Annotated in this window: 15 protein-coding genes and 1 tRNA gene; 7 read left to right on the forward strand and 9 right to left on the reverse strand. The window is 72.2% G+C overall.

What is annotated here, in order from left to right; genetic code table 11:
- Positions 1-96: 96 nt before the first annotated feature.
- Together AB0G32_RS02400 and AB0G32_RS02405 are read right to left on the reverse strand one after the other, a co-directional pair.
- On the reverse strand, positions 97-2,616 hold the full coding sequence (locus tag AB0G32_RS02400) for an FtsX-like permease family protein (protein ID WP_361156946.1): 2,520 nt from the start codon (positions 2,614-2,616) through the stop codon (positions 97-99).
- 97 nt (positions 2,617-2,713) lie between these two features.
- Positions 2,714-3,484: an ABC transporter ATP-binding protein gene (locus tag AB0G32_RS02405; protein WP_361156948.1), complete on the reverse strand. Its 771-nt coding sequence runs from the start codon at positions 3,482-3,484 to the stop codon at positions 2,714-2,716.
- Positions 3,485-3,891: 407 nt separating this feature from the next.
- Between AB0G32_RS02405 and AB0G32_RS02410 the strand changes: the two genes are divergently transcribed.
- The 3 genes from AB0G32_RS02410 to AB0G32_RS02420 all read left to right on the forward strand — a co-directional run bounded on the left by AB0G32_RS02410 (position 3,892) and on the right by AB0G32_RS02420 (position 6,357).
- Positions 3,892-3,975 (forward strand) — tRNA-Leu (locus AB0G32_RS02410).
- Between the two features lie 174 nt (positions 3,976-4,149).
- Entirely contained in the window at positions 4,150-5,322 is a 1,173-nt protein-coding gene (locus AB0G32_RS02415; protein ID WP_361156951.1) for a 4-hydroxybenzoate 3-monooxygenase, read from the forward strand.
- Positions 5,323-5,469: 147 nt separating this feature from the next.
- A complete protein-coding gene (locus AB0G32_RS02420) occupies positions 5,470-6,357 on the forward strand; it encodes a Bax inhibitor-1/YccA family protein (protein ID WP_361156954.1) in 888 nt (295 codons plus the stop codon).
- Between the two features lie 79 nt (positions 6,358-6,436).
- Here the strand turns inward: AB0G32_RS02420 and AB0G32_RS02425 are convergent, their stop codons facing one another.
- A complete protein-coding gene (locus AB0G32_RS02425) occupies positions 6,437-6,667 on the reverse strand; it encodes a DUF4287 domain-containing protein (RefSeq protein WP_361156956.1) in 231 nt (76 codons plus the stop codon).
- Positions 6,668-6,769: 102 nt separating this feature from the next.
- Here AB0G32_RS02425 and AB0G32_RS02430 point away from each other — a divergent pair, with 102 nt between their 5' ends.
- Entirely contained in the window at positions 6,770-7,081 is a 312-nt protein-coding gene (locus tag AB0G32_RS02430) for a hypothetical protein (protein WP_361156958.1), read from the forward strand.
- Between the two features lie 25 nt (positions 7,082-7,106).
- Here AB0G32_RS02430 and AB0G32_RS02435 read toward each other — a convergent pair whose 3' ends face one another.
- The 3 genes from AB0G32_RS02435 to AB0G32_RS02445 form a co-directional block, all read right to left on the reverse strand.
- Positions 7,107-7,907, reverse strand: a complete 801-nt coding sequence (locus tag AB0G32_RS02435; RefSeq protein ID WP_361156961.1) for a hypothetical protein — start codon at positions 7,905-7,907, stop codon at positions 7,107-7,109.
- A 270-nt stretch (positions 7,908-8,177) separates the two neighbouring features.
- Positions 8,178-9,398, reverse strand: coding sequence for an acetyl-CoA C-acetyltransferase (locus tag AB0G32_RS02440; RefSeq protein ID WP_361156963.1), 1,221 nt, complete (start codon positions 9,396-9,398; stop codon positions 8,178-8,180).
- A 189-nt stretch (positions 9,399-9,587) separates the two neighbouring features.
- Positions 9,588-10,613 (reverse strand): SGNH/GDSL hydrolase family protein, encoded by a 1,026-nt coding sequence (locus AB0G32_RS02445; RefSeq protein ID WP_361156965.1) that lies wholly within the window; start codon positions 10,611-10,613, stop codon positions 9,588-9,590.
- Between the two features lie 164 nt (positions 10,614-10,777).
- Between AB0G32_RS02445 and AB0G32_RS02450 the strand changes: the two genes are divergently transcribed.
- A complete protein-coding gene (locus tag AB0G32_RS02450) occupies positions 10,778-12,166 on the forward strand; it encodes a cystathionine beta-synthase (protein ID WP_361156967.1) in 1,389 nt (462 codons plus the stop codon).
- 439 nt (positions 12,167-12,605) lie between these two features.
- On the opposite strand, the gene AB0G32_RS02455 is transcribed toward AB0G32_RS02450, so the two are convergent.
- Positions 12,606-13,010, reverse strand: a complete 405-nt coding sequence (locus AB0G32_RS02455; RefSeq protein WP_361157166.1) for a hypothetical protein — start codon at positions 13,008-13,010, stop codon at positions 12,606-12,608.
- A 19-nt stretch (positions 13,011-13,029) separates the two neighbouring features.
- Positions 13,030-14,445, reverse strand: coding sequence for a cytosine permease (locus AB0G32_RS02460; RefSeq protein WP_361156969.1), 1,416 nt, complete (start codon positions 14,443-14,445; stop codon positions 13,030-13,032).
- Positions 14,446-14,601: 156 nt separating this feature from the next.
- Here AB0G32_RS02460 and AB0G32_RS02465 point away from each other — a divergent pair, with 156 nt between their 5' ends.
- Positions 14,602-15,474, forward strand: a complete 873-nt coding sequence (locus AB0G32_RS02465) for a MurR/RpiR family transcriptional regulator (RefSeq protein WP_361156972.1) — start codon at positions 14,602-14,604, stop codon at positions 15,472-15,474.
- 102 nt (positions 15,475-15,576) lie between these two features.
- Complete coding sequence (locus AB0G32_RS02470; RefSeq protein WP_361156974.1) at positions 15,577-16,161, forward strand: hypothetical protein; 585 nt, start codon at positions 15,577-15,579, stop codon at positions 16,159-16,161.
- A 138-nt stretch (positions 16,162-16,299) separates the two neighbouring features.
- Here AB0G32_RS02470 and AB0G32_RS02475 read toward each other — a convergent pair whose 3' ends face one another.
- A complete protein-coding gene (locus AB0G32_RS02475) occupies positions 16,300-17,679 on the reverse strand; it encodes a diaminopimelate decarboxylase (protein ID WP_361156976.1) in 1,380 nt (459 codons plus the stop codon).
- Positions 17,680-17,761: the final 82 nt, after the last annotated feature.

Raw genomic sequence — 17,761 nt, forward strand, 5'->3', positions numbered from 1 at the left:
TTCCCGTTGGGGGCCCGCACCTGTACCGCCCCCCCCCGGCACTTGGCCGATGGGCCCCCTCCCCGCCCGGGGAGGGGGCCCATCGGCATCGTCCGGCTACTCCGTCTTGATGGCGGTGAGCAGGTTGAGGCGGGCCGCGCGGCGGGCCGGCCACAGGGCGGCCAGGACGCCGACCGTCGCGGCCAGCAGCAGGAAGACCGCGATCCGGCCCCACGGCAGCACCAGCTCGTAGGTGGCCAGCTCGGTGCCGACCAGCTCGCCCGCCGCCCAGCCGAAGAACACGCCCAGGCCGATGCCGAGGACCGCGCCGAACAGGGAGATGACCAGGGACTCCAGCCGGACCATCCGCTTGATGCCCTTGCGGTCCAGGCCGATCGCGCGGAGCATGCCGATCTCCTGGGAGCGCTCGAACACCGACATGGCCAGGGTGTTGACGACGCCGAGGACCGCCACGATCACCGCCATCGCCAGCAGCCCGTACAGCATGTTCAGCATCAGCGTGACCATCTGGGCGATCTCATCGGAGATGTCCTGCTTGTCCTGTACGGAGATGGCGGGGCTGTCGCCGAGCGCCGCGCGCAGGCCGTCCTTGGCCGCGTCGGACGCGCCGCCGTCCATCTTCACCAGGACCTGCATGTCGGCCGGGTCGTCGAGGTGCGGGGTCAGCGTCGGGAGGTCGACCATGATCCCGCGGAACATCTCGTTGCCCCGGTAGATCCCGGCGACCGTGAGCCGCTGCCGCTTGTCGTCGTCGTAGGTGGTGGTGAACGTGGACCCGGCGTGCCAGCCGTGCGACTTCGCGGTGTCCTCGTCCACCACGACCCGGGTGCCGCCGATCCGGAAGGCGCCGTCCGCGACCGGGAGGTCGGCCAGCTCGCCGAACGCGGTGCCGCTGACGCCGGTCAGGTACTCGTCCGCGCCGTCGATCTCGGAGTAGGAGTTGCGCATCGGACTGCTGGCGGCGACCCCGGCGGTGCCGGCCAGCTTCTCGGCGACGTCCGGGGAGAGGTAGCTGCCGTTGGCCATCGACACCACGTAGTCGGCCGCGATCGAGTCCGAGGCCATCTTGCCGATCGCCTGCTGCACGCCGGTCGCCGCCACCGTCATGCCGGTGATCAGGGTGAGCCCGATCATCAGGGCCGAGGCGGTGGCCGCCGTACGGCGCGGGTTGCGGACCGCGTTCTGCCGGGCCAGCTTGCCGGACACCCCGAAGATCCGCAGCACCGGCGCGGCGGCCGCGATCAGCGGACGGGACAGCAGCGGGGTGAGGACGAACACGCCGATGATGATCAGCGCCGCGCCGAGCCCCATCGGGGCCTGCGCGTCGCCCGCGTCGCCCATCGTGGTCGCGGCCAGCACGACGGCGACGCCCGCCGCGGTGAACAGGGCGCCGATCGTGTTCCGCAGCACCAGCGACCTGGTGGTCGGCGTGGCGTGCAGGCTGTTCATCGCCGCCACCGGCGGGATCTTCGCGGCGCGCCGGCCGGGCAGCCACGCGGCCAGCATGGTGATCAGGATGCCGACGGCGAGCGCGGCCACCACGGTGCCCGGGGAGACGATCAGCGGCCCGTCCGGGAAGTCGGCGCCGAGCGACCCCATCAGGGCCCGCAGCCCGGCGCCGATGCCGATACCGGCCAGCAGCCCGGTCACCGCGGCGACCGCGCCGACGATGAACGCCTCGAACAGCACGGACCGGGTGACCTGGCGGCGCGAGGCGCCCACCGCCCGCATCAGGGCCAGTTCCCTGGTGCGCTGGGCGACCAGCATGGTGAAGGTGTTGGCGATCAGGAACGTACCGACGAACAGCGCGATGCCCGCGGCGACCAGCAGCGTCTGCTTCAGGCTGGTCAGCGACGAGGCGATCGCCTTGGCCTGCTGGTCGGCGAGTTCCCGGCCGGTCGTCAGCTCGACGGTGTCCTTCGGCAGGCTCTTGCCGAGCGCGGCCAGCAGCGCCGACTGGCTGACACCCGCGTCCGCCTTCACCTGGATCTCGTCGTACGTGCCCGCCGTGCCGAAGAGCCGCTGCGCGGTGGCGGTGTCGAACAGGGTGAGGCTGCCGCCCGCCGCGACCGCGCCGTCGTCCGTGCGGAAGATCCCGGCGACGGTGGCGGTGAGCACCGGGCCGTCCACCGACATCCGGACCTTGTCGCCGACCCGGTACCCGGTCCGCTCGGCGGTCGCCGAGTCGATGACGACCTCGCCGGCGCCGCGCGGCGCGTGTCCCTCGGTGATCGGGTAGCGGGGGTCGTCGGTGCCCCAGTAGTTGCCGCCCCGCACCTGCCAGCCGTCGCCGACCGGGTCGCCGTTCTTGCCGGCGAGGGCGGTGAAGCCGGAGACGCTGCCGAGGGCGGAGGCCGCGCCGTCGGTGGCCGCGGCCCGCTTCAGCAGCGCCGGGGTCAGCTCGGCCGCCTTGTCGTCGTCCTTCCCCGCGGACGGTTCGACGGAGACGTCGACCTGGTCGAAGCCCTTGGCGGAGGACTTCTCGTACGCCGCGGAGACGGTGTTGGTGAAGACCAGGGTGCCCGACACGAAGGCCACGCCGAGCAGTACGGCGAGCACGGTCATCAGCAGCCTGGCCTTGTGCGCGAGGACGTTGCGCAAGGCGGTACGGAGCATGGGGGTTTCTCAGTCCAGACGTGAGGGGGACGGGATCTTTCGGTGCGCCGTGCGCCGTGCGCCGTGCGCCGGTGCGGCCGGTACGCCGGTACGGCCGTCAGCTGGTCCGGCCCTTGGCGTCGAACTGCTTCATCCGGTCCAGCACCTTGTCGGCGCTCGGCCCGTACACCTCGTCGACGATCCGCCCGTCCGCCAGGAAGACCACCCGGTCCGCGTAGGCCGCGGCGACCGGGTCGTGGGTCACCATCACCACGGTCTGCCCCAGCTCCCGCACCGAGTTGCGCAGGAAGCCCAGGACCTCGGCGCCGGACCGGGAGTCGAGGTTGCCGGTCGGCTCGTCGCCGAAGATGATCTCCGGCCGGGAGGCCAGCGCCCGGGCCACGGCGACCCGCTGCTGCTGCCCGCCGGACAGTTGCGTGGGCCGGTGCCCGAGCCGGTCCGACAGCCCCACCATCGCGATCACGGTCTCCAGCCACTGCTTGTCCGGCTTGCGGCCCGCGATGTCCATGGGCAGCGTGATGTTCTCCAGGGCGGTCAGGGTCGGCAGCAGGTTGAACGCCTGGAAGATGAACCCGATCTTGTCCCGGCGCAACTTGGTGAGCTGCTTGTCCTTGAGCGAGCCCAGCTCGGTCTCGCCGATCCGCACCGACCCCGAGGAGAAGGTGTCCAGCCCGGCGACGCAGTGCATCAGCGTGGACTTGCCGGAGCCGGACGGCCCCATGATCGCGGTGAACTCGGCCTGCCGGAAGTCGACGGAGACCCGGTCCAGGGCGACCACCTGGGTCTCGCCCTGCCCGTAGATCTTCGACAGCTCAGCCGCGCGGGCGGCCACGGCGGTCGACCGGTCGATGGACGGTGCGGTGGTCACGGAGGCGCTCCTGTGGGGACGACGACGGGGGGACCGGATGGCTCGGTGCTCGATCCTGATCCATCGTCGCGGCCGCGGACCGCCGTGTAGTCAGCCGCTGTTCCCGTTCCGGGGGGCGACTTCGGTCGGACACCGACAGCCCGTGTCATACCTGCGGATGACGCCGCACCCCGAGGCGGCGGGCCGGTCGAGAACCGGTGGAGCGACCTCGTTCGGACGGTGAAATTCCGTCATTCCGCATGCGCGGCGGACAGTCGCGCGCGAGGCTATTGGCAAGTGCGGATGGCCTGTTCGGCTGTCTGATGCCCCCTCAGGCATCAATAAAATAAGACAACATCGCCCCACCCTGCCGCTGTTCGGGGGAGCCGCCCCGATAGGGTCGATCCTCGACGCGGAGCCCACGGCCTGCCCGGATGGTGGAATGCAGACACGGCGAGCTTAAACCTCGCTGCCCCTTCGCGGGCGTGCCGGTTCGAGTCCGGCTCCGGGCACTATTTCCCTGGTGCGGCGTTCGTGAGCCGCTTGTGCCTCGCTCCGTCTTCCGTGGCGCCCACCCGTTGACATCAGTCGTCCCCCGGCGGAAACTCACTGCGATTGGTGAACAAAATTTCACCACGCGAACACGCACCGATTTCGGCAATGACGCCAATCGAAGGGAACGACCGATGCGCACCACCGTCGGCATCATCGGGGCCGGCCCGGCCGGGCTCCTGCTCGCCCGGCTGCTCCACAACGCCGGGATCGACTCGGTCGTCCTGGAGAGCCGGGACCGGGACTACGTCGAACGGCGGCAGCGGGCCGGGATCCTGGAGCAGGGCACGGTGGACGTGCTGCGCGCGGCCGGCGCGGCCGACCGCATGGACCGGGAGGGGCTGCGGCACGACGGCATCGAACTGCGGTTCGACAAGCAGCGACACCGGGTCGACTTCCCGGCGCTGACCGGCGGGCGGTCGGTCATGGTGTACGCGCAGACCGAGGTCTGCAAGGACCTCATCGCCCTCCAGCTCGTGGACGGCGGCCCGCTGCTGTTCGAGACCGAGGCGCTGGCCGTGGAGGGAGCCGGGAGCGAGCGCCCGCGGGTGCGGTTCCGGCGGGACGGGGTGGAGGACGTGCTGGAGTGCGAGTACGTCGTCGGCTGCGACGGGTTCTGGGGGGTCGCCCGCAAGGCGATACCCGAGCGAATAGCGCGCACGTTCGAGCGTACGTATCCGTTCGGCTGGCTCGGCATCCTCGCCGACGTCGCCCCCTCGCACGACGAACTGGTCTACGCCCGGCACGAGCGCGGATTCGCCCTGCTGTCCATGCGCTCCCCGTCCGTCTCCCGCCTCTACCTCCAGGTGCCCGAGGGCACGGACGCCGGGAAGTGGGCGGACGACGAGATCTGGGACGAACTGGAGCGGCGGTTCGAGACCGCCGACAACTGGCGGCTGGAGCGCGGGCCGATCACCCAGAAGTCCGTCACCCCCATGCGGTCGTACGTCCATGAGCCCATGCGGCACGGGCGCCTCTTCCTGGCCGGCGACGCCGCCCACATCGTGCCGCCGACCGGCGCCAAGGGCCTGAACCTCGCCGTCGGCGACGTCGTCACCTTCGCGCGGGCCCTCACCCACCGGCGCGCCACCGGCTCCGACGAACTGCTCGACGCCTACTCCGCCACCTGTCTGGGCCGGGTGTGGCAGGCCGAGCGGTTCTCCTACGACATGACGACGCTGCTGCACCGCGCCCCCGACGCCACCGGCTTCGACGGCCGCCTCCAGCTGGCCCGGCTGGAGCGGATCGCTGGCTCCCGGGCCGCCGAGCGGGACCTCGCCGAGGCGTACACCGGCTTCCCCTTCTGAGCGGCGGCCAGTGAGGGGAATCACCTGAACGGACAGCGTGTTCTCCCGCAGGACGAGGGAAAGATCCTCCCCAAGCACTAGGGTCATTCCTTTGCCGTTCTATTACTCTTGAGCCAAGGCCACGCACGGTGGCCATGGAGGAGTGAAATGAGGAGCAGAAACCCGGTCTTCTCGCGACGGGGGTTCAGCCGCGACAACGGCTACGCGGGCTTCAACACCGCGCCGCAGGCCGGGGGACCCGCCGTCGCCACGCAGGCCAACCCGTACGCCCAGCCGACCGGCAACCCGTACGCGCAGAACCCGTACGCCCAGACCGACCTCGGCGCTCCGCCGCAGGCACCGGCCGCCACCGGCCGGATGACCATCGACGACGTGGTCCTGCGCACCGGCTCCACGCTCGGCGTGCTCATCGTCACCGCCGCGCTCTCCTGGGCGCTGCTGCCGGTCGACGACGCCAACATCGGCAAGTCCTACGGCATCGCCATCGGCGCCGCCCTGATCGGCATGGTGCTGGCGCTGGTCCAGTCCTTCAAGCGGACGCCCACGCCGGCGCTGATCCTGGCCTACGCGGCGTTCGAGGGCGTGTTCCTCGGCGTCGTCTCCAGCGTCGTCGACAACCGCATCGCCGACGGCGCGGCCATGCAGGCGGTGATCGGCACGATGGCGACCTTCGCCGCCGTGCTGGTGGCCTACAAGGCCGGCTGGATCCGCGTCAACCGCCGCTTCGTCGGCTTCGTGCTGGCGGCCTCGCTCGGCTTCGTGGTGCTGATGATGGTGAACATGCTGTTCGCCGTGTTCGGCGGCGGTGACGGCCTCGGCTTCCGCAGCGGCGGCCTCGGCATCCTCTTCGGTGTCATCGGCGTCATCCTCGGCGCCTGCTTCCTCGCCCTGGACTTCAAGCAGGTCGAGGACGGCATCGCCTACGGCGCTCCGCGCAACGAGGCCTGGTTCGCGGCCTTCGGCCTCACCCTGACGCTGGTGTGGCTGTACTTGGAGTTCCTGCGGCTCATCGCGATCCTCAACAGCAGCGACTGACCCACGGTTGACGGAAAGGGCCCCGGACGCGCGTCGTCCGGGGCCCTTCGCCTGTGCGGGCAAGCGGGTCCAGGCCCCTTCAGAGCAGCTTGCGCGCGGCCCTTCTGAGGTCGTACTCGTGGACGATCGCCTTGGCGTGGCCGTAGGCGAGGTTGTGCTCGTGCCTCAGCCAGCTGACCTTCTCCTCGAAGCGGAAGAGGGCCGGGCCTTCCTCGACGGTGCGCAGCCAGTCGGCGACCTCACGACCGGTGCAGTGGGGGATGCGGGCGAGCAGGTTGCGATGGGTCTCCTCGGAGAGGACATGGGACATCGGCGCCTCCGGACGCAGGGGATGAAAGCCGGTCCTTCAGGTCACCGTGCCTGAGCGTTCGCCCGTTGGCAACAGTCCCGGAAGGCCGCGTACCCTCACGCCGTGGCTGATACGACACCTCTGACCGGTGCGCTGGAGCACTTCGCCGACCGGCTGCGGGCCGCCCCGCAGAGCAGGCTGCAACGGGGCGCCGCGGCCGAGGCGCTGGAGCTGGCCAGGGAGCTGTCCCGGCGGGCCCAGCTGGCCGAGGACCCGGCCGCCGAGCCCCGGGTGATGCCGGACGCCGGCATGTTCGCCGCCGCCGACCAGATCACCGTCGCCGGGCACGACCTGGCACTCGTACTGGAGAGCGAGGCGGAGGTGGCGGAGGCAGTGCGGCTGGTGGCCGAGGCGCAGAAACGCGCCGGGGTGTGAGCCCCGGCGCCAGGATCGGGATCGGCTAGAGGGACGCGATGACCCGGTCGGCCAGTACGTACACGCTCTCCTCGCCGCAGGCGAAGGTCAGCGCGTAGGCGCCGGAGACGCCGGAGCCGCCGAGCAGCACCGGGGTGTGGCCCGCGCGCAGGGCGGCGGCCAGGCGTTCCGCGGTCTCGCGGTGGCCCGGGGTCATGCACAGCGTGGTCCCGTCGGCGAAGACGTACACGTCGAGGGTGCCCAGCGGGCCCGGGCGGACGTCCGCCAGCTCGACCCGGCCGGCCGCCAGCTCCTCCAGGGCGGTGACGGTGCGCTCGTGGTCGTTGACCACGGGGGACGGGTTCGGCACGAAGTCCGGGTGCGAGGGGTGCCGGCGGCGGGCCGCGGCCAGCTCGGCGGAGTCGACCGGCTCGGCGGCCGGCTCGTCGGCGTCGGTGCCCGGTTCCGGCACCGGCTCCAGGTCGGCGAGGGCGGCCAGGTCGGCCGGGTGCGGCAGGAACGGTTCGCTGTCGGCGAGGCCCAGCAGCAGCGGGGCGTCGGAGACGTCGCGGCTCTCCTGGGCGGCCCAGAACGCGCGGGCCTCGGCCAGCTCCCGCTCGCGTTCCTCGGCCAGCGCCTCGGCGACCGCGGCGCGTATCTCGTCGGTGTCGGCCGCGGCGCGGGCGGCGGGCACCCGGCCGCGCAGGGCCGCGGCGCGGCTCTCGGCCAGTTCGGTGTGCAGGGCCGCGACCTGGCGGCGCAGCACCAGCACGCTGCGCAGGACCGCGACGCCCACGGCGCCGGTGGCTGCCGTGGTGAGCAGCAGGGCGATCGATGTGGCGCTCACTGACGTACTCCCGGTTCAAAGTCGACCCCCGACTTCCTACATCAGCTTGAAGGGCGGACTATCCCGCTGTCAGTGCGTAACGTCACGAAACGGACAGGACTTTGGGCCCCGGCGGGGCCGGTGGGGCCGGGCTGACCTGCGTAAATCTCCGGGGTGAGGGAGATAGGTCACATCCTGGGGGAGATTGGGTCACAAAACGGCCCAGAACCCTGGGGATTCCAGGGCTCCGGGCCGGGGGTGACCAGGGGTCCCCGAGACGCTACGGAGGGTTCAGCTCAGCCGCTCGACGACCATCGCCATGCCCTGGCCGCCGCCGACGCACATCGTCTCCAGGCCGAACTGCTTGTCGTGCCACTGGAGGGAGTTGATGAGCGTGGTGGTGATGCGGGCGCCGGTCATGCCGAACGGGTGGCCGACCGCGATGGCGCCGCCGTTGACGTTCAGCTTCTCCAGCGGGATGCCCAGTTCGCGGTAGGAGGGGATCACCTGGGCGGCGAACGCCTCGTTGATCTCCACCAGGTCGATGTCGCCGATGGTCAGCCCGGCGCGGCGAAGGGCCTGCCGGCTGGCCTCGACCGGGCCGAGGCCCATGATCTCGGGGGAGAGGCCGGAGACGCCGGTGGAGACGATCCGGGCCAGCGGGGTCAGGCCCAGCTCGCGGGCCTTGGTGTCGCTCATGACGACCAGGGCGGCGGCGCCGTCGTTGAGCGGGCAGCAGTTGCCGGCCGTCACCAGGCCGTCGGGGCGGAAGACGGGCTTGAGGCCCTGGACGCCCTCCAGGGTGACGCCGGCCCGGGGGCCGTCGTCCTTGCTGACGACCGTGCCGTCGGGGAGCGTGACCGGGGTGATCTCGCGCTCCCAGAAGCCGTTCTTGATGGCCTCCTCGGCGAGATTCTGCGAGCGGACGCCGAACTCGTCCATCTCCTGGCGGGTGACGCCCTTGGCGCGGGCCAGGTTCTCGGCGGTCTGGCCCATCGCGATGTACGGGTCGGGCAGCAGGCCGTCCTCGCGCGGGTCGTGCCAGTTGGTGCCCGTCTGCTGGGCGACGGCGGCGGTGCGGGCCTCGGCGTCGGCGAACAGCGGGTTGTGCGTGTCGGGCAGCCCGTCGGAGCTGCCCTTGCCGAACCGGGAGACCATCTCCACGCCGGCCGACAGGAAGACGTCGCCCTCGCCGGCCTTGATGGCGTGCAGCGCCATGCGGCTGGTCTGGAGGGAGGAGGAGCAGTACCGGGTGACGGTGCAGCCCGGCAGGTGGTCCATGCCCATCTGCACGGCGACGATCCGGCCCAGGTTGTGGCCCTGCTCGCCGCCGGGCAGGCCGCAGCCGAGCATCAGGTCGTCGATGTCCCCCGGGTCCAGCTCGGGGACCTTGGCGAGGGCGGCCTGGACGATCGTGGCGGCCAGGTCGTCGGGGCGCAGCTCCTTGAGGGAGCCCTTGCCGGCGCGGCCGATGGGGGAGCGGGCGGCAGAGACGATCACGGCTTCGGGCATCACGGCTCCAGAGGCGTCGACGTGCGGGTGGACTGGACTGAGCAGGACTGAGCAGGACTGAGGGGGAAGTTACCCGCACGTAAGGGTCAGGTCACGGGTACGGCGGTGTGACCCTGACCGCAATTTACTAAGCGCTTGCTTTTTTTGGTAGGGGTTGGGCGGGAGTCGGGCAGGGCCCGGGGGAAGCCGTCAGGACGGCTGGGCCGTGTGCTCCGGCTCCGCCTCCGACACCCGCCGCCGCCGGCGCCGCTTGAGCAGCGCCCACGGCCCGCGCGGCCCGGCCGGCATCGCCGCCGCGACCTCCGTGCCCGCCTCGTCGGCGGCCTCCGCCGCCGCCCGCGCCACCGGCAGGAAACCCTCGCGCCGCAGGGCGTCGGGACGCTCCTCCTCGGCCGGCCACAGCCCGAGCGCCGCGCACACCGTCGGCAGCACCGCCATCGCGGCGGTGGCGTAGCCGTCCGCGGACGGGTGGTAGTTGTCGGGGCCGAACATCTCCCGCGGATTGCGCGCGAACTCCGGGCCCAGCAGGTCGCCCAGCGACACCGTGCGCCCGCCCTGCTCCACCACCCCGATGGTCTGCGCCGCCGCCAGCTGCCGCGAGGTCCGCCGGGCCAGCCAGCGCAGCGGCTGCCGGACCGGCTCGATGGTGCCCAGGTCGGGACAGGTTCCGACCACCACCTCGGCGCCGGCCGTGCGCAGCCGCCGGACCGCCCCCGCCAGATGGCGCACCGAACGGGTGGCCGGCATCCGGTGCGTCACGTCATTGGCGCCGATCATGATCACGCAGACGTCCGGCAGCCGCACCGGATCGGCCAGCACCAGCGCCACCTGCCGGTCCAGGTCGTCCGAGCGGGCCCCCGGCAGCGCGGCCGAACGCAGCTCCACCGGATGCTCGGCGACCGCCGCGAGACCCGACGCCAGCAGCGCGCCCGGCGTCTGCCCGGCCCGGTGCACGCCCTGCCCGGCCGCCGTGGAGTCGCCCAGCATCACCAGCCGCAGCGGTGGCGCGCCGGACGCCGGGAAGGCCGCGCCGTACAGTCCCTCCGCGTTCGGTACCCGGGTGGGCGTACCGATGCCCACTCGTCGCCTGGCCAGCTGCACCTCCGCCAGCAGCAGACCGAGCGCCGCCGCGCCGGCCAGTCCGATGCCGCCGCCGCCGTATGCCGCGCCGGCCGCGATCCGCCGGGCCACCCTCGCCCTCGACATGCTCGTCATGCGTCGCCGCCACCTCCTCACGAGCCGTACATCCACTACTTGCCCTGTACGGACCGTCGCCCAATCTCAACGGGGAGTGAACGACCGTTCCAAAGGCGCCTCAGGCCATAGGCTGACCGGCACAACCATCACCACCAGACTTTTCGCGGCATCCGGAGACAACGGTGCAATTTCACGACTCGATGATCAGCCTCGTCGGCAACACCCCGCTGGTGCGGCTCAACAGCGTGACCAAGGGCATCAGGGCCACCGTCCTGGCCAAGGTGGAGTACTTCAATCCGGGCGGCTCGGTGAAGGACCGCATCGCCCTGCGCATGATCGAGGCCGCCGAACAGAGCGGCGAACTGCGGCCCGGCGGCACCATCGTCGAGCCGACCAGCGGCAACACCGGCGTGGGACTCGCCATCGTGGCCCAGCAGAAGGGCTACAAGTGCGTCTTCGTCTGCCCGGACAAGGTCTCGACGGACAAGATCAATGTGCTGCGCGCGTACGGCGCCGAGGTGGTCGTCTGCCCCACCGCCGTGGACCCGGAGCACCCGGACTCCTACTACAACGTCTCCGACCGGCTGGTCCGTGAGACGCCCGGCGCCTGGAAGCCCGACCAGTACTCCAACCCGCACAACCCGCTCTCCCACTACCACTCGACCGGACCCGAGCTGTGGAAGCAGACCGAGGGGCGGATCACCCACTTCGTGACCGGCGTCGGCACCGGCGGCACCATCTCCGGCACCGGCCGCTACCTCAAGGACGCCAGCGACGGCCGGGTGAAGGTCATCGGCGCCGACCCCGAGGGCTCGGTCTACTCCGGCGGCTCGGGCCGCCCGTACCTGGTCGAGGGCGTCGGCGAGGACTTCTGGCCGACCGCCTACGACCGCGAGGTGGCCGACGAGATCGTCGCCGTCTCCGACAAGGACTCCTTCCAGATGACCCGGCGCCTGGCCAAGGAGGAGGGCCTGCTGGTGGGCGGCTCCTGCGGCATGGCGGTGGTCGCCGCGCTGCGCGTGGCCGAACGGCTGACCGAGGACGACGTGGTCGTCGTGCTGCTGCCGGACAGCGGACGCGGCTACCTGTCGAAGATCTTCAACGACGAGTGGATGGCCGACTACGGCTTCCTGGAGGACTCCGGCCCGAGCGCCCGGGTCGGGGACGTGCTGAACCACAAGGAGGGCGGGTCCATCCCCTCCCTCGTCCACATGCACCCCGAGGAGACGGTCGGCGAGGCCATCGAGGTGCTGCGCGAGTACGGCGTCTCACAGATGCCGATCGTCAAGCCCGGCGCGGGACATCCGGACGTGATGGCCGCCGAGGTGGTCGGCTCGGTGGTGGAACGGGAGCTGCTGAACGCGCTGTTCGCCCAACGGGCCTCGCTGGAGGACCCGCTGGAGCGGCACATGTCGGCGCCGCTGCCGCAGGTCGGCTCCGGGGAGCCGGTCGCCGACCTGATGAGCGTGCTCGGCGCGGCCGACGCGGCGATCGTCCTGGTCGAGGGCCGGCCGACCGGGGTGGTGAGCCGGCAGGACCTGCTGGCCTTCCTGGCCGGTACGGCGAAGTAGCCGGGCTTCCTGGCCGGTAGCGGGGAAGTAGCCGGGCTTCCTGGCCGGTACGGCGAAGTAGCGGGCCGTCCCGGCCGGTACGGCGAAGCGGCGGAAAACGTGCGGTGAACGGCGGGCGGCGACGGCGAACTCGCGGTGGACCTCGGGTTTTCCAACCTTCGCCAACTGGTACGAGGGCGTCACGTTGACGCAGCACACGCTTAACACAGGTGCGGCACATTAGGGGTGTCGGCGGGAACGGGAGCGGCTCCCCGTCCCGGCCGGCACCGAACGGCGCCAAGGACCTCCGGAGCGGCTCCCGGACCTCCATGGACGCCAGGACGCGCACCGCCCGGTCCCTGACCCGGCACCGCGTCCCTCGCGGGGACCGCCGTCGTCCCGCCCCCCGGCAACGGGGGTGCGGCGGTCCCCGCGCATGATCTTTCCCCAGAGGTTCTGGTCAGTCGTCGTCACGGCGGCCGCGGAACAGCCCCGGGTTGGTCCGGGCGGCCTGGGCGACATTCACCCCGACGATGCCGGCCCAGGCGACCAGCAGCCCCGGCAGGTCGGCGACGCCCCCGCCGATCGCGGACAGCGGGACGGCCAGGACCAGCGAGACGACGCCGAAGCCGAAACGCTCGCCCCAGGAGTCGGTGACCCTCGGGGCCCGGGAGTCCCGGGCCGACACCATCTGCTGCTCGGCGAACTGCCGCCGCACCCGGCGCTCGACCGCGCCGTCGATCCGCTGGTCCACCTTCTCCAGGAACGACTCCACCAGCGCGGAGTCGTAGTCCTCGCCCAGTTCCCTGCGGGCCCGCAGGGTCGCGTCGAGTTCCTTCTTCAGGTCGGCGTCGCGCGCGTCCATTCCCGTCATGCCGTTCACGCTACGGAGCGGGGGTGCCCGTGGCACTGGGGGTAACCCCCGTCTTCGCGGTGGGGGCGCCGGGGGCAGGGGTGCGCCGGGCCAGCAGCCAGTACAGCGCCGCGGGCACCGCCAGCCCCACGATCCACGACACGTCCGCCCCGCCCAGCGGCGCGACCAGCGGGCCGGTGTAGAAGCCCGTCGCCAGGAACGGCAGCTGCGCCAGCAGGCCCACCGCGTACACCCCGAGCGCGTCCCAGCGCCAGGCCCCGTACCGGCCGCTCGCGTCGAAGAGGGCCGGGATGTCGTAACGCTCCTTGGAGATCAGGTAGTAGTCGACCAGGTTGATCGCCGACCACGGGGTGAAGAAGGTCAGCAGGAAGAGCAGGAAGTCCTTGAACGAGGTCAGGAAGCTGTCCTTGCCGGCCAGCGCGACCACCGTGCCGGCCACCATGATCAACGCGATGTACGCCGTCCGCCCGCGCCGGCTGAGCACCTGCCGCTCGCGGAAGCCGGTGACGCCGGTGACCAGCGACATGAAGCCGCCGTAGGTGTTCAGGACGTTGACGGTCAGCTTGCCGAGCGCGATCACGAAGTAGAGGAACGAGGCCACCAGACCGGTGCCGCCGAGTCCGACCACGTATCCCACCTGGCTGTCCAGGAACGCCCCGCCCGCCGTCGCCGCCGCCAGCACCCCGAACGTCATCGACCACTGCGAACCGAGCGCCGAGCCCGACAGCGTCCACCAGAACGTCGCCCGGGTGGACGTGGCACGCGGCAGATAGCGGGAGTAGTCCGCCACGTACGGGCCGAAGGCCAGCTGCCAGGAGGCCGACAGGGACATCGCCAGCAGGAACATCGGCGCCGAGAAGTGCGCGTCACCGAGCAGGGCGCCCAGGTCGGCGCGTTGCAGCAGCCGGACGCCCAGGTAGACGAAGGCGACGGCGCAGACGACGCTCGCGATGCGGCCCAGGGCGTGGATGACCCGGTAGCCGACGGCCGCCATGACCCCGGTGACCAGCGCGAAGGCGATGATGCCGGTGGTGTCGTCGGTGTGCGTCAGCGCGCCGACCGCCTGCCCGGCCAGCACCGTGCCGCTGGCGAAGAAGCCGACGTACATCACCACCACGAGCAGCAGCGGCACGACCGCGCCGCGCACCCCGAACTGGGCCCGGGACTGGATCATCTGCGGCAGCCCCAGCTTCGGGCCCTGCGCGGAGTGCAGCGCCATGACCGCGCCGCCGAGCAGGTTGCCCAGCACCAGACCGGCCAGCGACCAGACGACGTCGCCGCCGAAGACGACCGCGAGGGCGCCCGTGACGACCGCCGTGATGTGGAGGTTGGCACCGAGCCACAGGGTGAACTGGGAGAAGGCGCTGCCGTGCCGTTCGTCGTCCGGGACGACGTCGATCGAGCGCAGCTCGACGAACTGGGTCATGGGAGGTCCCGACTGTCTGTATTGGCTTATGCAGGGATGGGACTGACTGAATAGGATGGCTGAATAAGTTGTCAATGGCCCCGGGTGAAATCGGGGTAACGGCAGGTGTGACGGGCCCGGTAACCTCCCGGGACGGACTTCTGGAGGGGACACGTCATGGGTGAGCACGTCACGGGTGACCGCGACACGGGCGTGATCGACAGCCCGGCCGCGCGGTTGCAGGCGCTGTTCGAGGGGCACCGGCTGACCCCGACCCAGCGGCGCATCGCGCACAGCATGGTGCGGCGGGCCGCCGACGTGCCGTTCCTGTCCAGCGTCGAACTGGCCGAACTCGCCGGGGTCAGCCAGCCCTCCGTGACCCGCTTCGCCGTCGCCCTGGGCTTCGACGGCTACCCCGACCTGCGCCGCCATCTGCGCGAGGTCGCGCCCGCCGAGCCGGTGGCGGAGACCGGCGCGGTCAACGAGTACCAGCAGGCGGTCGAGGCCGAGATCGAGAACCTGCGCCACCTCGCCGAGGTGCTGGCCGACCCCCGGCCCGTGCGGCGTGCCGGGAACCTGCTCGCGGCCAGCCGTCCGCTGCTGGTCCTCGGGCTGCGGGCCGCCACCGCCCAGGCGCAGGGGTTCGCCTACTTCGCCGCCAAGGTCCACCCCGACGTCCGGCTGCTCGGTGAGGGCGGCACGATGGTCCGGGACCGGATCGACGGCGCCGTGCGCGCCGGGGCGAGCGCGCTGCTCTGCTTCGCGCTGCCGCGCCACCCGCGCGAGGTCGTCGACGCCCTCGGGTATGCCAAGGAGGCCGGGCTGACCGTCGTCACCGTCGCCGACTCCGCCTTCGCGCCCGTCGCCAAGGTCTCCGACCTGCTGCTGCCCGCCGCCGTCGGCACCGGGCTCGCCTTCGACACCGCCTGTGCGCCGATGCTGCTCGGCCGGGTGCTGCTGGAGGCCATGTGCGACGACCTGCCCGATGCCCAGGCGCGCTTGGAGGAGTTCGACGCCCACGCGGCGGCCCGCGGGCTGTTCGTGGAGTAGGCCCGGCGCACCGGGAGTTCTCAGACTCGTCTCACTTTGCGTCGTTAACCTGCCGTCCTCGCAGAACCTTTCGACCCCAGGCAGCAGTGACGGGAGGCAGACGTGGCGCGCGGAGGACAGGGGCTGGCCCGGGTGGCCGTCGTCGTACGGGCGGGCGCGGCGCCCATGTGGTGGCTCGGCGCGATCGCGGCGGGCATCGGGGTGCTGGTGCCGGGCGTGACCGGACGCCGGATCGGAGTCCTGGCGGGAGCGGCGCTCTTCATCGTCGCGGCGGTGGTGGTGGCGTACGTCCGCCGCAAGCGGTACACCCGGCTGGCGGGGGCGGCGGCCCGGGCCGGGAAGCACGACGTCCTCCAGGACCGGGCGGTGACCAGCCGCAACTGGCGCCGCGGGCACCGCTGGTGGCTGCTGCTCGCCTTCCTCGCCGCGCTGGGCAGCGCGTTCGCCGTCCCGGCGGCGGGTGGGATGCTGCTGGCCGGCTGCGGGGCGGGGCTGCGGCTGAAGGCGGCGTGGCTCGGCCGCCGGGAGCGGGACGGGGACGCGTTGCTGTGGGTTCGGGTGGACTGGCTCGGCCGCGGGGCGGGGTGCCCCGCGGGCAAGGCGGTCAAGGGGTACCGGGGGACCGGAGTGGCGGCGGGGGACGCGGCGCCGGGCGGTGCGCGGCGGAAGACGGCCGCTTTGGTCTGACGCCGGTGCGGGACGGCGGTAGTACCGGTGACCGGTGACCGGTGCGTTTTCGGGTGACCGGTGCGTGTTCGGGTGCGGGTGTGTCGTGGCTGGTCGCGCAGTTCCCCGCCCCCTCCCCTCCCCGCGCCCCCGAGGGCGTCACCTCGGCGGTGTCATGGCGGTGAGGGTGTCCGGGTGGGTGCCGCCCGCCTCCGTCGCGATCTCCCGCACCGACTGCGCCTCGCGGACCACCGCGAAGCGCGTGCCGGCGTCGTCCGGCGTGGGTGCGAAGCCGAACACCCCCGGTCGCGCCAGCGAGTTGTACGCGTAGTGATGGGCGAAGTAGTACGCCCCCGTGTCCAGCGCCGCCGCGTAGTCCCCCTGGTCGAGGCGCGGCAACGCCCGCCCGGTCGCCAGCAGGTCCCCCGCGAAACAGGCCGGCCCGGCCACGTCCTGCACCACCGGCGGGCCCTCCTTGGGGTGGCCCGCCCCGTCGTACGCGGCGATCCGCAGCGGCCACGCGTCCGGCGCGTACACCGTCCGCGTCGCCACCTGCACCCCCGCGTGCGTCACGGCGACCGGCCGGCCCCCGGCGCTCTTGGTGTACTCGACCCGCGCCACCACCGTCCCGTGCTTGGCCAGCAATGACCGCCCGAACTCCGTCACCAGCCCGTACCGCCCGTCGAACAGCCCCGGCACCGCCGCCCGCAGCGCCCGCGCGTACTCCCCGTAGGTCGGCGTCGTCGCCTCCGCGGCGAAGTTCACCGGCAGACCACCGCCGATGTCGACGGTGTCGACCTGCCGTCGCCCGCCGCGCGCGTTGATCTCCTCGGCCAGCGCGTGCACGGCCGCCACCCCCTCGGCCATCCGGGCCGGCGCGATGCCCTGCGACCCGGTGTGCACATGCAGCCGGGTCAGCCACGGCCGGTCCAGAAACGCCCGTACCACCCACTCCCGCGCCCCCTCGTCGCGCAGCGCCACGCCGAACTTCGAGGTCGCCGTCGCCGTGGCGAGCGCCTCGATGGAACCGCCGCCCACCTGGGGGTTGACCCGGATGCCCAGGGGCGAGGAGGTCCGCGCCGACCGGAGCAGGCCGTCGACGCGGTCCAACTCCTGCGGATTGTCCGCGTTGACGGCCACCCCCAGCGCCAGCGCCTCGCGCAGTTCCGCCACCGTCTTGGCCGGCGAGTCCAGCACCGTACGCCGCGCCGGCATCGCCGCCGCCCGCGCCAGCGCCAGTTCCCCGGGGCTCGCCACCTCCGCGCCGAGGCCCTCGTCCCGCAGCAGCGCCAGCACCGGCACCAGCGGACACGCCTTCACCGCGAAGGCGTGCAGCACCGGCGTGCCGGGCGCGGTCACCGCCGCGAACGCCGCGCGCAGCGCCGCCGCCGACTCCTGGATGCCGATGACGTCCAGCAGCGCCACCACGGGGGTGCCGGGTCCGAGCAGTCCCTGTGCCACGGCGGCCCGGACCGCCGCGTCCCGGCGCGCCGCCCGCCGCCCGCCGCCGCCGTCCCCGTCGCCCATGTGATCGGTCATACGGTCCAGCCAAACATCCGCGGGCCCGGAACGTGGTCCCAGCTGTATTGACTACTTCTATTCAGGCAGTGAAGATGTGAAT

The organism is Streptomyces sp. NPDC023723 (assembly GCF_040639815.1).
GTDB lineage: Bacteria > Actinomycetota > Actinomycetes > Streptomycetales > Streptomycetaceae > Streptomyces.